The organism is Nitrososphaera viennensis EN76, assembly GCF_000698785.1.
GTDB lineage: Archaea > Thermoproteota > Nitrososphaeria > Nitrososphaerales > Nitrososphaeraceae > Nitrososphaera > Nitrososphaera viennensis.
Map to the genome: position 1 here is coordinate 1,320,397 of NZ_CP007536.1, position 12,061 is coordinate 1,332,457.

The 12,061-nt window shown below is 51.9% G+C and carries 18 protein-coding genes and 1 pseudogene; 12 read left to right on the forward strand and 7 right to left on the reverse strand.

Annotated elements, in window-relative coordinates; all coding sequences use genetic code 11:
* Nucleotides 1-4 precede the first annotated feature (4 nt).
* Complete coding sequence (locus NVIE_RS07540) at nt 5-391, reverse strand: winged helix-turn-helix transcriptional regulator (protein WP_075056077.1); 387 nt, start codon at nt 389-391, stop codon at nt 5-7.
* Nucleotides 392-479: 88 nt separating this feature from the next.
* Here NVIE_RS07540 and NVIE_RS07545 point away from each other — a divergent pair, with 88 nt between their 5' ends.
* The gene (locus NVIE_RS07545; RefSeq protein WP_075054721.1) at nt 480-863 is read left to right on the forward strand and encodes a VOC family protein; all 384 of its coding nucleotides are present in this window, start codon (nt 480-482) and stop codon (nt 861-863) included.
* Nucleotides 864-869: 6 nt separating this feature from the next.
* Here NVIE_RS07545 and NVIE_RS07550 read toward each other — a convergent pair whose 3' ends face one another.
* Both NVIE_RS07550 and NVIE_RS07555 read right to left on the reverse strand, forming a co-directional pair.
* Entirely contained in the window at nt 870-1,181 is a 312-nt protein-coding gene (locus tag NVIE_RS07550; RefSeq protein ID WP_075054722.1) for a hypothetical protein, read from the reverse strand.
* A gap of 37 nt (nt 1,182-1,218) precedes the next feature.
* Nucleotides 1,219-1,764 (reverse strand): HEAT repeat domain-containing protein, encoded by a 546-nt coding sequence (locus NVIE_RS07555; protein ID WP_227717289.1) that lies wholly within the window; start codon nt 1,762-1,764, stop codon nt 1,219-1,221.
* Between the two features lie 92 nt (nt 1,765-1,856).
* Between NVIE_RS07555 and NVIE_RS07560 the strand changes: the two genes are divergently transcribed.
* The 4 genes from NVIE_RS07560 to NVIE_RS07575 are packed head-to-tail and all read left to right on the forward strand — an operon-like array spanning nt 1,857 to nt 4,673.
* Nucleotides 1,857-2,318: a hypothetical protein gene (locus tag NVIE_RS07560; protein WP_084790691.1), complete on the forward strand. Its 462-nt coding sequence runs from the start codon at nt 1,857-1,859 to the stop codon at nt 2,316-2,318.
* A 42-nt stretch (nt 2,319-2,360) separates the two neighbouring features.
* The gene (gene tatC / locus NVIE_RS07565; RefSeq protein WP_075054723.1) at nt 2,361-3,167 is read left to right on the forward strand and encodes a twin-arginine translocase subunit TatC; all 807 of its coding nucleotides are present in this window, start codon (nt 2,361-2,363) and stop codon (nt 3,165-3,167) included.
* Between the two features lie 36 nt (nt 3,168-3,203).
* Entirely contained in the window at nt 3,204-3,536 is a 333-nt protein-coding gene (locus tag NVIE_RS07570) for a twin-arginine translocase TatA/TatE family subunit (RefSeq protein WP_227717290.1), read from the forward strand.
* A gap of 36 nt (nt 3,537-3,572) precedes the next feature.
* Nucleotides 3,573-4,673 carry a formate--phosphoribosylaminoimidazolecarboxamide ligase family protein gene (locus tag NVIE_RS07575; RefSeq protein ID WP_075054724.1) on the forward strand — a complete coding sequence of 367 codons (1,101 nt, stop codon included), beginning with the start codon at nt 3,573-3,575 and terminating at the stop codon, nt 4,671-4,673.
* A 5-nt stretch (nt 4,674-4,678) separates the two neighbouring features.
* Here the strand turns inward: NVIE_RS07575 and NVIE_RS07580 are convergent, their stop codons facing one another.
* Nucleotides 4,679-5,098: a bifunctional nuclease family protein gene (locus NVIE_RS07580; RefSeq protein WP_075054725.1), complete on the reverse strand. Its 420-nt coding sequence runs from the start codon at nt 5,096-5,098 to the stop codon at nt 4,679-4,681.
* Nucleotides 5,099-5,205: 107 nt separating this feature from the next.
* On the opposite strand from NVIE_RS07580, the gene NVIE_RS07585 reads away from it, so the two are divergent.
* Nucleotides 5,206-6,039, forward strand: a complete 834-nt coding sequence (locus tag NVIE_RS07585) for a hypothetical protein (protein ID WP_075054726.1) — start codon at nt 5,206-5,208, stop codon at nt 6,037-6,039.
* Here NVIE_RS07585 and NVIE_RS07590 read toward each other — a convergent pair.
* The gene (locus tag NVIE_RS07590) at nt 6,019-6,678 is read right to left on the reverse strand and encodes an HAD family hydrolase (protein ID WP_075054727.1); all 660 of its coding nucleotides are present in this window, start codon (nt 6,676-6,678) and stop codon (nt 6,019-6,021) included. The genes NVIE_RS07585 and NVIE_RS07590 overlap by 21 nt on opposite strands.
* An 87-nt stretch (nt 6,679-6,765) precedes the next feature.
* Here NVIE_RS07590 and NVIE_RS15390 point away from each other — a divergent pair, with 87 nt between their 5' ends.
* On the forward strand, nt 6,766-6,933 hold the full coding sequence (locus NVIE_RS15390) for a hypothetical protein (RefSeq protein WP_158435138.1): 168 nt from the start codon (nt 6,766-6,768) through the stop codon (nt 6,931-6,933).
* 55 nt (nt 6,934-6,988) lie between these two features.
* Nucleotides 6,989-7,451, forward strand: a pseudogene (msrA, locus tag NVIE_RS07595) (peptide-methionine (S)-S-oxide reductase MsrA).
* Between the two features lie 70 nt (nt 7,452-7,521).
* On the opposite strand, the gene NVIE_RS07600 reads toward msrA, so the two are convergent.
* Nucleotides 7,522-8,010 carry a hypothetical protein gene (locus NVIE_RS07600; protein ID WP_144239567.1) on the reverse strand — a complete coding sequence of 163 codons (489 nt, stop codon included), beginning with the start codon at nt 8,008-8,010 and terminating at the stop codon, nt 7,522-7,524.
* A gap of 293 nt (nt 8,011-8,303) precedes the next feature.
* Here NVIE_RS07600 and NVIE_RS07605 point away from each other — a divergent pair, with 293 nt between their 5' ends.
* The 4 genes from NVIE_RS07605 (at nt 8,304) to NVIE_RS14805 (ending at nt 11,025) form a co-directional block, all read left to right on the forward strand.
* The gene (locus NVIE_RS07605) at nt 8,304-9,656 is read left to right on the forward strand and encodes a hypothetical protein (RefSeq protein ID WP_144239568.1); all 1,353 of its coding nucleotides are present in this window, start codon (nt 8,304-8,306) and stop codon (nt 9,654-9,656) included.
* A 141-nt stretch (nt 9,657-9,797) separates the two neighbouring features.
* Complete coding sequence (locus tag NVIE_RS14800) at nt 9,798-10,004, forward strand: hypothetical protein (RefSeq protein ID WP_158435139.1); 207 nt, start codon at nt 9,798-9,800, stop codon at nt 10,002-10,004.
* Between the two features lie 156 nt (nt 10,005-10,160).
* The gene (locus tag NVIE_RS07610) at nt 10,161-10,775 is read left to right on the forward strand and encodes an SDR family NAD(P)-dependent oxidoreductase (protein ID WP_084790692.1); all 615 of its coding nucleotides are present in this window, start codon (nt 10,161-10,163) and stop codon (nt 10,773-10,775) included.
* Nucleotides 10,711-11,025: a Rossmann-fold NAD(P)-binding domain-containing protein gene (locus tag NVIE_RS14805; protein WP_144239570.1), complete on the forward strand. Its 315-nt coding sequence runs from the start codon at nt 10,711-10,713 to the stop codon at nt 11,023-11,025. The genes NVIE_RS07610 and NVIE_RS14805 overlap by 65 nt, the downstream gene beginning before the upstream one ends.
* A gap of 165 nt (nt 11,026-11,190) precedes the next feature.
* Here NVIE_RS14805 and NVIE_RS07615 read toward each other — a convergent pair whose 3' ends face one another.
* Nucleotides 11,191-11,508, reverse strand: a complete 318-nt coding sequence (locus NVIE_RS07615) for a hypothetical protein (protein ID WP_075054730.1) — start codon at nt 11,506-11,508, stop codon at nt 11,191-11,193.
* Between the last annotated feature and the right edge of the window lie 553 nt (nt 11,509-12,061).

The window sequence follows — 12,061 nt, forward strand, 5'->3', positions numbered from 1 at the left end:
CTTATTATTGTTGTTTGTACAAATCTTCAAGAGTCTTGGGCATGCCGTCCTTGCACACCTCCTGCGGGTAATGCTGCACCGAAAACAGCATCAGCTGGTCAAGCACCGGCTTGAGGGCCATGGCCCTTTCAGTCAGGAAATATTCTATCATGACAGGCGTCCCTGGATACACCTTGCGTTCCACAAGGCCGTTTTTCTGCATCTCCTTGAGGCGCTGCGAGAGCGTCTTTGGGTTGATACCCTCGATTGTCAGAAATTCGTTGAAATGCTTGTGACCAAAGAGCATCATGTTGCGCATGATGAGTATGGTGAATTTTTTGCCAATTATCTGGAACGTGTAGTTGATCGGGCACTGCTTTAACTGCCGCATTACCGCAGCATAATCCCCCATGGACAACTTACCCCGCCTTCACCCACTTACCTGATCGATACCTGCCAATTAAAATATTACTTTTCTATATCTGCTATCTAGAGGTAACATGGCTACAATAGTTTATTTTGAGATACCAAGCGACAACACCGAGCGCGCCGGCAAGTTCTACGGCGCGCTGTTTGGATGGAAGACCGAGAAGATGCAGGGCTCGGTGGAATACCTGATGTTTGGCACCACCGACCACAATGGCAAGGAGGTGGGAGGCGGAGGCATTATGAAGAGGAAAACGCCAGACCAAGGGATCACCAACTACATCGGGGTTGACTCTGTCGAGAAATATGCCAAAAAGGTGCAGGAGCTTGGAGGCACGGTAAAGGTGCCCAAGACGGAGGTGCAGGGCTTTGGCTGGTATGCCATATGCACAGACACAGAGAACAACACGTTTGGGCTCTGGGAATCAAGCCCGCAGGCACAACAACAGCAGCACTGAGAGACGCTAGACACCAGCAAGCTTGGCGTTTCCGTACAGGCGTGCTTGATGGACCTCGCTTATTTCCTCCCGGCGGTGCCGGCGCCTCTCGACTACATACCCCGACGCTGAGTGGTAGATGATTACCATGTCCTTTGGATAAAACGACAGCATCTCGTGGTTTTCGCTGTCAGACTCCATGTGGCGCAGGTGTATGCGCTCCCAGGCAAACAGCTCGTCCACCTTGCCGCGAAAGTGGAACGTGCTACCGCACGGGCACCGGGTGTCGCGCCAGCTGCCGCCAATGTTGTTGAGCCACTGGCCCTTTTCTTCAGGCATGTATTTTCACTATACTGGCAGGCACCGTATTATATTGTTAGCCACCCGTCATACGGGTAAAATCGTTCTTTCTGTTGACTGCCTTGATATAGTCGAGGTTTGCCAGGGCGACGACTGCCGAGTCGCGCACCTCCTCGCTTTCGTCGTTTCTTAGGGCATCATCAAGCGTTTTTCTTGCGTCCTCCGAGCCGATGACTCCGAGAGCCACCGCCGCCTCGTGGCGCACGAAAAAGCTCTTGTCGTTTTTCACGGCATCAGCAAGTGGCTTTATCCCGCTTGAAAAGCCGAGCTGGCCAAGCGAGAACGCGGCCTCGTGGCGGACCAAGTCGTTGTCGTCGTTCTTCAACACCTTGCTTATTGGCGTCACCGCCGACTTGCCGGCGATCTCTGCCAGTATGCACACCGCCCTCGTCCGGACTACGCTGTCCCGGTGCGTCAGCAGTTTCTTGAAATAGTTGACGTTCTTTTCGTCAAACTGCGCCTCCATCTCCTCGAATAGCTTTATCCTATTATCACCATTGCCAGGCTGCTGTTGTTGCTGTTGCTTTTTTTTGGCCGCCATGTCTTTTTCTTCTTCTTTCATGGTTGCAGAAAGGCTCTTTTATTTTTTGTCTGGTTTATCGAACACAAGACGCGTTAGTTATTATAATCCCGCGGGTTACAGATGCGCCGTATATGCGTGTCAGGTACTGGCGTCTTGGCATCACCGACGTTCTGGAATCGGCATACCCTGCCGGAAAGGCGAACCACTGGGACATCAAATGCATGCAGGGCGAGTACGAGCATTTTGGAGTGTTCTGGTACCGCTACGGCACGCCGTTTGACAAAGAGCCGGTCCACGGGATCTGCTTTTACTTTAACGACGTCCCCAAAAAGACGGTCGATGACCTGGCCGCGTTCCTGCAGGGCAAGTTTGGCGGGCAGCTGCTGTACAGGCAGGCAAGGGGCTTTTTGCAGGGGTCAAAGGAGTTTGCCGACGGCAAGGCAGTGGGCATCCTGGCAAACGAGATTTCCTTAAAGTTCAATGCGCCCGTGGAACTGACGATAGAGTTTGAGAAAGCCACCAAGGAAGAGGTGGACAGCGAGGCGTGGAAACTTCCGGCCGGAAAGGCACTCCCGATACCGGGCCCCGACTAGATATAAATTATATTCCACGGCTGGCTAGTCTAGCCTGAAGCAATGGCGTCAGAGATGACCTTTTTTGAGCACATCGACGAGCTGCGCACACGCATAGTACGCATGGCAATCGCAGTCATTGCGATCACGATATTCTGCATGGCCTTTTCCCTGCACCCGTTCGAGTATGCGGGGATCCCGCTTGCATACCCGTTCCCGGACCCGATAAACAACGTCTCGGCCCAGATAATGCTCTTTATGCAAAAGGACCTCATCCCGCCAACCGTCACCCTGGTCCAGATAGCGCCGGGGCAGGCGTTCTTTGCCCAAGTGTACGTCTCGATGCTTGCAGGGATTATTGGCGCCATGCCGGTCATCGTCAAGGAGATAGCTGGCTTTATTGCGCCGGCGATAAGCCCCAAGGCAAGAAAGTCGATATCTCACGTCGTTGCGCCGGCAATTGCCCTCTTTGTCGCAGGCGTCGCGTTCTCGTACCTCGTGGCGGTGCCCTTCGTACTTCAGTTCCTTTACCAGTACGGCGAGGCGATAGGCGCGGTGGCGCTGTTCAACGTCTCTGACTTCATCTCGTTTGTCCTCCAGTTCCTCCTCGGTTTTGGCATCGCGTTTGAGCTCCCGGTCATGATGTACGGCATCTCCCTCACTGGCGCCATGTCGCCCTACTTTTGGCGCAACAACATCCGCTACGCCGTCATCGTTCTCGTGGTATTTGGCGCCATAATAACGCCTGACGGCAGCGGCATCACCATGTGGTTTGTTGCCGGCCCCATGATAGTCCTGTACCTGGCAGGCATGGCCGCAGTCGAGAGCAGGGCGAAAAAGCTTGAGAGGGTCGCTGGGGCCAGGGCCTAATAACACTTAAATTCCAAGGCAGGGTAGCTTTCACAAATGTCCACAGGGCTGCTCAACCTTCTGATGCAGATACCGTCAGGCATGGAATGGATCTTTATAATCATCATCATCGTGGTGGTGTTCTTTGGGGTCAGAAAGATCCCCGAGCTTGCAAGGACCTTTGGCAAGGCTTCCGCAGAATACGAAAAGGCGAGGATCGAGGCCAAGCGCGAGCTCCAACAGTTAAAGAGCCAGGACAGCAACAACAGGATCGGCAGGGAAAAGCTTGAAGAGATTGCAGACTCGCTTGGCATCAACTACACCAACAAGAACGACGACGAGCTGAGAGCGGCGATCGACCTCGAGCTGAACAAGACCTCGAAAAAGTAAGGCTTTTTATTACAATCTTTTCTCTCTCTGTAGCCGTTGATCGGCCCGCAGCAGATCGCACCGGTAATAGACCGCTACTACAACCCAAAGGACGTCACCATTGGCACCATAGGGAGCCACTCTGCCCTTGAGGTGATGGACGGCGCCAAGGACGAGGGGATGAAGACGATCTGCATCTGCCAGAAGGGCAGGGACTTGCCGTATCGCAGGTTCAAGCGCCTCGCTGACGAGATAATAATCCTGGACAAGTTTTCCGACATACTAAACCGCGAGAACCAGGAAAAGCTTCGCGACAGGAACTGCATAATGGTCGCACACCGCGCATTTACGGCGTACCTCGGCTACGACAACATCGAGAACAACTTCAAGGTGCCAGTGTTTGGTAACAGGTTGCTCCTGCGGGCAGAAGAGCGCACCGCGCCAAGGAACCAGTACTACCTCATCGAAAAGGCCGGCCTGCGCCACCCCAGGATATACCGCAAGCCGTCAGACATCGCCGGCCCGGCTATGGTCAAGGTGCAGGAGGCAAAGCGCAAGCTGGAAAGAGCGTTTTTCATAGTCACCTCGTACGAGGACTACAAGAAAAAGGCAAAGCAAAAAATCGAGCAGGGAGCCGTGAGCAAGCAGGACCTGGAGAACGCGGTGATAGAGGAGTACGTGCTTGGCACCTACTTTAACCTCAACTTTTTCCACTCGCCCCTGACAGGCGAGACAGAGTTCCTCGGGATTGAGCGCAGGCTGCAGACCAACCTCCACGACTTTGTGTCCATCCCGGCAAAACAGCAGATTGAAATGGACATCCAAACGCAGAACATCGAAGTCGGCCACACGCCGGCAAGCATACGGGAATCACTTCTTGAAAAGGTGTTTGAGATGGGAGACAAGTTTGCAGTGGCGGCAAGAAAGGAATACCCGCCGGGGATAATCGGCCCGATTTCGCTCCAGAGCGTCGTCACCACCGACCTTGACTTTGTCGTCTATGATGTCTCTCTCAGGGTGCCAGGAAACCCCATAATGGCGACCACAAGCCCGTACACGAAATACTATTACGGCCACACGATGGGAGTCGGCCGCAGGATTGCCATGGAAATAAAGAACGCGGTGGCGCAGCGCAAGCTGCGCGACATTGTCACCTAGCTAAACTAGTGCTCAAGCGCCTCCTCAAAGAGGCTTTTTCGCACCTTTATGGGCGTGTCATAGTATGAGGCAAGCGCGATAGAGTCAGAGGCGCGGTAGTTGCGGAGCACTATCTCGCCCTTTCTCCCCTGGAAATACAGGTTTGCCCGCAGCACTGTCCCGCTCTGGTAGACGCGCACTTCTGTCAGCATCAGGTCTGCCATTGCGGCAATCTCTTCTACAAGGTTGTAGATGGTTGGAATGGCGCCCTTGTCTCCTTCCTGAAAGCGCGAGATGTGCCTTGCCACCTCGCCGGAGAACGCCCGCATGGGAAACTCGCGGCCGTCCTCGGCCTTTAGTATGACCACCCCTTCAAGCCCCACCTGATCCACGAATCCGACGTAACTTATCCTTGCACTGACGTACTCGTCCTCATGGCCGGGCATCACACAGTGTATTGGCAGGACTGAGAATTAAGTATTTGCGGACAACGACAACTATGATGATGCCGACGATACGATTTAATTTGAAGCACGACATTCTATGCACGATAATGAGCTGGCGGGCCATGCGCGAAAGCGGCTACAGGATAATGTTTACAGGCCTGTTTTCGCTTGCAATCGCGTTTATAATCTACTCACGGCTGTCAGGCACCTCCGCCGGCGCCCCGGTGCAGGCGTCGCAGCTGACCAACCTCGCATATGCCGTCCTAGGCATCACCGCCGCCTCGCTTGCCGCGGCCATGTACGGTGCATACACCATCTTCCGCGCAGAGCAGGCGCGCACCGCCGGCGGGAGCAGCCTGACATCGTTTATCACCGGCGCCTTTTCGGACAGAAAGTACTGGCGCATAATGGCAATAGCCGCAATAGGTTACGGCATATTTTTCGCGTTCCTCTCCCAGATACTGGTTTACCGACCCGACGTTTCGTTTTCAGAGCGCGGGATAGCAGTCCCGTCGACTGACCTGATACCGTGCTGCGGCGCGCCCGGCTACATGCCCATGTTCACTGCGTATTTCACCGACCACTTTTTGCTGCTCGTGATCCCAGTCAACGTCATCCTTGCCACCGTCGTGTCTGTCATGGTCGGCTTTAACGTGGCGCTGAGCGTCTATGCATACAGGCTCAGGCAGGCCCTGCAGGGCAGGACTTCCATAGTGGGAGGCATCGGCGCCGCGACGGGTCTGTTTGTCGGCTGCCCGACCTGCGCGGGAAGCCTGATTTCTGCAGTGCTTGGCCTTGGCGCGATTGGCGCCGGCGCAAGCACGAGCGCGCTTGCGCCATTTCAGACGGTGTTTATAGCTGCAAGCCTGCCTGCGCTTGCGCTTGCGCCGCTCCTGCTTGCAAGGAGCATAAGATCCATCTCAATGTGCGGCGTCAAGTAGTAGCCGGGCGACCTGCATCATGTCCGGCCTGCGCACCACGCTTTTTGTGGCGCCGGCAATGTCGTCGTCTTTTGGCATGAACGCGATCCCGGCGCCGGCGCGCCTTATCATGCAAATGTCTGCCCGGGTGTCGCCTATTGCCGCCGTGTTTTCCAGCGGCACGCCAAACTTGGTCGCATATTTTTCAAGGTGAAAGCGCTTGCACACCGACAGCTTGCACGTGCATCCTATTTCCTGCCAGCCAAGCGGCATGCGCACGATGCCGGTTATCATGTCGCCTTTAAATTCAAGCTCGTTTGCGGCCACAAAGTCCATCTGCAGCCTCTCTGCAACCACCGACGCGGCCGTCGCATAGCTGTCGGTTATTATTCCCATCTTCCAACCCTGCTCCTTCAGAAGCGGCATGGCGCGCTCGCAGTTTGCGGCAAGCGGGATCGACTCTATTGCTGCAAGAAGGTCCTTCCTAGCCAGGCCGGCGAAAAGGGCGGCTATTGCCTTTGTCTTTTCATAATTGGCAAGCTTGCCGTCTGCCTGAATAGACCGGACCTTGCCGTCAAGCCCAAAGCGCTCGGCAAGCGCAAATACGAGCCGGCCGTCAAGGAGCGTGCCGTCCATGTCAAAAGCCGCAAGCCGCGCCATCGCGTTTTGTGTTGTATGAAACGGCTCTAAATCTTTTTGGAAAGCCGTTTATTTTTATTACTGACTATGCTAATGCAATTGCTATCGATGGTGCAGCAGGACAGGAAGTACCAGAAGAAAAAGGCCGCCGTTGAAAAGTTTATCAAAAAGAACGGCACCACGGACCATTCTATTATCCTGAACAGCATAGACGTCGACTATGACACTCTGATGCGCATCCTGTCAGAGCTCAGAAACGAGGGCAGGATTTCCTGATCCGGGTGCAATGTGGAAAAAGGCTTAATTTTCCATCCTGTCAAGTCAAGAGCGTATGAAGGCTACTTTTGGCATGGGATGCTTTTGGTGCTCCGAGGACATCTTTGGCCGCGTAAAGGGCGTAAAATCAACAGCGGTGGGCTACATGGGAGGCAAGGTCGAACACCCGACGTACGAGCAGGTGTGCACAGACAGGACAGGCCATGCAGAGGTGGTACAGGTCGAGTACGACCCGGCGCAGGTTTCGTACGAAGAGCTCCTGAGCGTGTTCTGGGCAAACCACGACCCCACGACCCCGAACAGGCAGGGCCCGGACGTGGGCACGCAGTACAGGTCGGCCGTTTTTTTACCACAGTCCCGAGCAAAAGGCCGCTGCCGAAGCCATAAAGCAAAAGCTGCAGGACTCGGACGCGTTCAAGAGAAAGATAGTGACAGAGGTATCGCCGGCGTCGCCATTCTGGAAGGCAGAAGAATACCACCAGAAGTACTACCAAAAGTGCGGGCTAAGGATGCACTGACACAGCCCCTTTTTCCCAAACCCACCCGTTAAACGCCCAATGTTCATACACACATGTGCACTCCCAACTACTACCGGAACATCAGCGCAAGCGCGGTGGCGTACGGCACGTGGATGGTGACCTTGTCCGTCTTGGCGTTGTAGATGCCGTAGATGGTATCGATGTCCAGCCTGTCGTATTTCTTGTTGAGGTACTTACTCCCAACTTCCACGTTTTTGCCCGCGACGTCAACTGAAAGGCGCGTGTTGGCGCTGTCTATCTTGGAAGGCTTGACGTATATCTTGATGTCTGAGGCGCTTATCTTGAACCCTATGAATTCGCGCTCGATGTCAGGTATCTCGTAATCGCGGGCAGTAAGGTTGCCAATGATGTCGTCTTTGACCTCTTTGGTCGGGAAGAGCTGCCCTGCATCAATGTCGGCTTTGTACTCGAATAATCCGTCAAGAAAGTTTGCAGAAAACGCGGCGCTCAGGTTTTCTGCCCGGGCCTGCTGACCGGCGTACACCGTCAGGGCAAGCACGGAGGCAAGTGCAACAGCTACAGCGACCCTCAAGAACATCTGCGATTAACGAGGGGAGCTTGGGCTTATGTAAAATCTTTATGGATGATTATTACTTATGCTTATTCAGATTTCGACGGTGCCTTTGTGGTTTCATTGCTGAGTCTCGTTGCAGCATATAGTGCTGCATGTTAACATATCAAACATCCTTATTGATATTACATTACGTTTCCAGTGAATGTCATTATCTCCCAGACCTTTCATAAGCGCTTTAAAGGATTTCTTTTACGTAGAAAAGAATCGAAATGAATTCAAACCTAAATGTGATCGCGGGGTGCACATTTATGATGTTGATGTTGGCTGGCTCTGTAACGCACACATCACCTGTAGGCGTGGCACAGGCAGCGCGGCCAAATGATCTCACCATAGAGGGGTATTCCATATCAAATGTCGACACGGGTACCACACGAGAATCCAAATCCAAAGACACAGAACAATCATCATCAACCCTTACCGTAAAGGCATTGACAGCCAATGACGAAGAGCTTCACATGCGGACAACAATCAAGCTAGCGAATGAGACTGTAAAGACGGGACTAACTCCTATTACATTTCAAGGGATAGCAGGCAAGACGTACCAGCTAACTGTTGAAAACCAGGAAGTTGAAAATGCAACTTCCAGCCAAAAAGGAGGCATCATATTTAATCATTGGGAGGACATCGATGACACAAGCAGAGTACGTGATGTCACCATGCCTGACGATGGAGAGTTGTTGAATGTATTGGCAGTCTATAACAGTGGAGACAGGGCCACTCTTGAAGACCTAGGAGTACTGCAGCTTGTATCCCACGACTTGTACGACACGGTCCGCGACGGGCCAAACCCGGGCAACAGAGAAGACAGAAGGCTCAACCTGAGCACCCTTCTGGATCATGGAGAAGAACAGATAGCCGTCGGCGGCGAGCCAAGGAATAGCGAGAATATCGCGCTTCGCACCGTAGCGGTAAAGCTAGACAAGATGCACCTTGATCTCATTGATGAAGGGATGGAGCCGGAGGCTGCAAGAGAAAAGACTGTGCGGGCCTACCTAAAGATGGTGGCAAAGGCCTATCAAAATACGTTCCATGAACCACTACCGGAGGCGGCGCCAAACGAGCACGAGCAAAAACCGGACGGCACGGAGAACCTTACGGGCGACCTAGCAATGAGAACTTTGCATTCATACGTGCCAAGTCATATCATGGTAAACGGAGAAGAAACACCAATACTGGATCGGTCACTAAGAGGTAAAATGCTGTCTGAAGAGGACATGCAGCAGCTATCAAAGCCGCTTGACGGGACGTTTGATCCCTTCCTTAGAGATGTCACCATATTTCTGCCTCGGCTCGATGCACCGCCACAGAAATTCACGGTCGACCTTCTTGAAAAGGACAGTAGCTTTGCAGAACAGTTTGAGACAGACATTTCGTTCGAAGAATTCTTGCAGGAACTCCAAGACGGCCGCTTTGACAAGAACGAACAGGTAATGAACTACATTAGAGAAGACATGGCCGCCGGATTGCTGCCTTTACAGGATGATAGTGATGATGGCGGCGACACGAACCAGCGGCAGGATAGCGGAGCGCCCAATGAGGATGAAGAGGAAGAGTTTGAAGAGGATGACAACGAAGAATTCCAGCCATCCTTTTTAAGAGACAGAACATAACGAGCGTGGAAGTGACGCCCTTTTTCTCTTTTTATAGGATTTACACATGATTTCAGACATCCCTGATTGCAATTAGCAGAAAGGAAAAGAATTACCATATCACATACAGTAATTGATTTATAGAAACAGGTTCATGATTTTGTGTTGATAATCCGCCTGCCACAGGGCCGAGAAATCACAAGAAACCGCTACTGGACAAACTTTCAGCTCTTGTTTGGCCACGTCAACCTCGGGTGCCATGACGGGAAAAGGTTCTGTTTGTTCAAGTGCCGCGAGCACGGGGTGGTGCTCGACTATGAGCGCGGATACGAAGGCCGTCTTGAATGCCCTCTATGTTCGCCAAGATAAAAGAAAAGAAACGAGATACAACAGATGATCGACTCAAGCAAGTTGATGATGTAGGTGGCAAAAGGTTGTTTAAAAGGCTGCCAGCTGTCGTGCGTGTGTGTATATCGATATCGGCGGCAGTAGTTTTGAAATATCCGCAGCTGCCTTTGTACAGCCATGTCAAAAGAGGAAAAAGAAGAATCTGGGCAAACGGCAATTGTCACCGGAAGTTCTTCTGGCATAGGCCTTGAGACATCCCTTGCGCTTGCGCGAAACGGATTCTATACCTATGCAACGATGAGAAACCCTGCAAAAGGAAAAGCGCTTGTCGACAGGGCAGAAAAAGAAAAGCTGCCGTTGCAGGTGGCAGAACTTGATGTCGACAGGGACGAGTCGGTTAAAAATACGATAGGCGGCATAGCCAGGGAACGCAAAAGGATTGACGTCGTCGTGAACAATGCGGGGTTTGCCCTCGTCGGCGCGCTGGAAGAAACATCGATGGACGAGATAAAGGCCCAGTTTGAGACCAACCTGTTTGGCGCGCTGAGAGTCATGAAGGCAGTCATCCCCGTAATGAGAAGACAGGCAAGCGGGACAATAGTGAACATAACTTCGATGGGCGGCAAGGTCGCGATCCCGCTTGACCCGATTTACCACGGCACAAAATTTGCGCTTGAAGGCATCACAGAATCGGTTCGCTATGAACTGCAGCCCTTTGGGGGTAAATGTGATACTTGTAGAGCCCGGCGCGGTAAAGACGAACTTTTATGGCAACCTAAAGCTTGCACATGATGCCACCGGACCCGATTCTCCGTATGCCAAGTTCATGAGTGGCCTGCAATCAGCCGCTGCACGCATGGTAGAGGATGCGATTCCTGCTCAGGAGGTCGCCGAGGTGATAGCGCAGGCGGCCAGGTCGGATTCGCCACAAATGAGATACGTTATCGGAAAGGACACACAGGTAATGATTGAGGCCAGAAAGAGCATGGACGACAAAGAGTTTGAAAAGTTTGTGGCCGCCCGGTTCTTTGGAAATCAATAATAGCAGCACATGCTTACCGGCGGATCATGCATGTGCACATGTGTACATACATCCAAAAACTCGGGAAGAAAGGCAGCAGGAGATGTTGTGTGGGTGGGGCATAACCAGCGCTAGCGTGTGTGTATTCGATGACAAAATAAGGTATGGGAAGAATAACCCACATGACTAGACATAGTTTTCTATGTCTTGGTTTGGCTCCATAGTCGCGCTTACCTTAAGCGTGATATAGTCCGTGCTGGTGGAAGGATTTACGACTATTCCAACGTAGCCCCTCCCCTGTATTGGAAGGAGCATTGTCTTTGCCATGTCATAATCAACGACCATGCACTCGACTTTGCCGAAGGTTTCTTCAGACATCCGCGCCGTTGCATATACCAGTGCGGCATAGTCGCCGCCGCTCTTCTTGAGCTTGTCGGAAATTTTGAATTTCTTGTCAAAGGCCTGTTTTGATGCTGTCTCTAGAATCCTGAAATTTGAATCCATGAGGCAAACGGCCAAGATATTCTCATCTATTGACAAGATATGTTGAGATGCTGATATGATCATGGACTTGTCAAGGACAGAGTTTCGCACTTATAATTCTGTGGAGAATAATGTTCTAGAGTATCATACTATTTGAGGATGAAGTGCTGATGATTTTGCAGGTTTTTGCTTGGAGAAAAGCAGGAGCGGTATTAACACACCTGCTTTAATGCAGATACAGAACCATCGACTATGTGTGTATCTCTTGTACGTCGTTGTGTCACATAATATATTCAGATTAGAATAAAAACCAGTGAGCAAGAGGGATGATCAAAATTCTATTCACATATACTGCAAAACCATAAAGGTATTTCCATCAGCAGTAAAGTTACCCATAGAGTTCTACAGAGAAGCACTGCATCATGTTTTTATTCAAATTAGGCAAGATAACTAGGAGGATTGCGTGAAAAGAGCAGATGCAGCTGCTTCTTGTCCCAATTCGCAATGCAGAATATAACATTGTCATAGTATGAGGTTTACTGCTCTGCTTAGCTTAGCAGCTTACGACTTTTTT